Annotated in this window: 1 protein-coding gene; it reads left to right on the forward strand. The window is 57.4% G+C overall.

Going from position 1 to position 2,540, the window contains the following annotated elements; genetic code table 11:
- Nucleotides 1-346: 346 nt before the first annotated feature.
- Nucleotides 347-2,540 (forward strand): calcium-binding protein (locus ACR0LN_RS23835; protein WP_480433217.1); only part of this gene is annotated, 2,194 nt, incomplete at its 3' end.

Here is a 2,540-nt window from a genome sequence, read left to right on the forward strand (position 1 = left end):
GCCGAGGCGATCATCAGCGATGGGCTGGGCAACACGCTGACCCTGCTCGGTGTGGCCGAGGGCACGCTCGACGCGGGCGATTTCATCTTCTGAACCACATGAACCAATTGCGGATCTGTAAAGCCCGGGCCAAACGCCCGGGCTTTCGCATTCCAGCATTCCCCTACGTCAGCTTCAAGTTATGACGCCAATCAGTGTCATTCTGATTGACCTGTTAAATACCGCCTGCTTTTATTCGCCGGCGGCCGATAATTGCCAACACGCTCATACTATTGGGCAAAAATCAAAATTTAGAGCGCGCACCGGATCCGGTGTCGCCAAAAAATGAACTTGAGGGACCATCCAGATGACAACCTATACGCTCAGCGGTTTTTCCGTCTATTACGACAATGATGTCGAAGCAGATGTGGGGCTGAAATCGAGCACTACACTGGAACTAACCGTACCAGATTACGCCACCTCTATGAACTACAGCGTTCTGCCGCTGGCCCCAGGCGATTCGGCGCCGGACGACCTCTATGTCGATGTCACACTGGATCTGTACAATGTTCGCGTAGATGGGACTGAGTTTCAGGGATCGGACGACGAACCCGATACGTCGATCTTTCAGCTGGACTGGACCGACGCCGGCGGTGTGTCGCGGGTCTCAACCATCCTGATCCTCGAAGATATCGACGCCAGTGTTCCGCCATATGGCACGGTCGACAGTCAGCACATCTTCCTGTTGGGCGGTGATGCACTGCCAACCTTCAATACGCTTCAGGACTTCAACGATTTCTTCGACAACGCTTTGACCGGTTTCGATGTTCCCGCCGCCTTCAGCGCCTTTGGCCCCGGCACAGATATCGCACTAAGCTCGCTGAGCGCCACCAGCACCGAGGATGATCTGATCGTCGACAACAGCGATGGCAACACGCTTGAAGGAGGAGCCGGGAATGACACGATCCTGGGTCTGGATGGTGATGACTTGCTGTTCGGTGAAGCAGGCAACGACTCGCTGGAAGGTGGTGATGGATCGGATGACCTGTATGGGGGTGCGGGTGACGACTATCTGGCAACCGGTGACAATACCGACTTCGACTGGGTGATCCCAGGGACCGGAAACGACACCGTAGACTTAACTGGCATCACCAGCCCGAACGCCTTTGCGGAAATCGACATGTTCGACTTGAACGCCGGGGTGACGGCCAACATCAACGCCGCCACCAACAGCGGCAGCATTGACAAGGGTGTGAACGGCACAACTACGATCCTTGGGCTGAACAATCCGCTGGCGGGCAGTGACGGTTTCGGCCTTTTTGCGACTCTGCATGACGATACGATCAACTTCACCACAGGTCCCGATGGGTATTTTCAAATCTATGCCTCTGTCGGTAATGACACCATCAATCTGACCGGCGACGGCGGCACTCATGTGCGCATCACCTCTGACTGGTGGCGCACCACCAACGGTATGGTCGCCGATCTCGGGACTGGCATCATCTCGAACGATGGCCATGGTGGATCGGATACGATCACCGGGGTTGAACTCGTCTCGAGCTTCCGCGCCACGATGCTGGACGACAGCGTGACCGGCAGCGACGGGCGCGATCAGATCATTCTGATGGCGGGCAATGACACCGCCGACGGCGGCGACGGGTTCGACCTGCTGCGCTATGACCGGACCGGGGTCGAGGCGGTGAACGTCAACCTGGAAACCGGGACGGCCACAGGCACCTGGCGCGGTGAGGCCTTCACCCACACGATCAGCAATTTCGAAGAGGTGCGCGGCTCACGCGAAGGCAACGATACCATCATCGGACGCGATGCCGTTGGAGAGTATTTCGAGGGGCAGGGCGGCAATGACAGTCTAGTCGGCGGCGGCGGCAATGACAGCCTGGATGGCGGCGAAGGTAATGACAGCCTGCTTGGCGGTGCTGGCACTGATTATATCGAGGGCGGTGCGGGTGATGATTACATCAACCCCGGCGACAATGAGTTCGACGACGACCGCATCGCTGCCGGTACTGGCCAGGACACGATCGATTTTTCTGATATGTCCAACACGGGGGGTGCGGCCCTTGAACACAGGGATCTCGATGCGGGCATAATTGCTTGGATCAATGGCGGCACCAATAGCGGCTATATCGATAAAGGGGTGAACGGATCGACCTCATTCGTGAATATTCAAAACCCAATAACCGGTTGGGGCCTGTTCGTAGAAGGCACCGATCATAATGACACGTTCAATGTCACTCCGGCGCAGGTCGGCTTTATCGGCATCAGAGGTGTGGGCGGCAACGACACGTTCAATATCAATGCGGGCGACGGCCATGTGCGGCTGGATTATCGTCAATCCGACATCCAGAGCGGTGTTACGGTCAACCTGAGCACCGGCCTCGTCAGCGAGGATGGCTATGGCGGTCAGGATACTATCAACGGTGTCGAGAACCTGACAAGCCTGCGCACGACGATGCTGGACGACAATGTAATCGGCAGCGACGGGCGCGACCGGATCATCCTGATGGCGGGCAATGACACCGCCGATGGCGGCGACGGGT

This window comes from Ruegeria sp. AA6 (assembly GCF_056542865.1).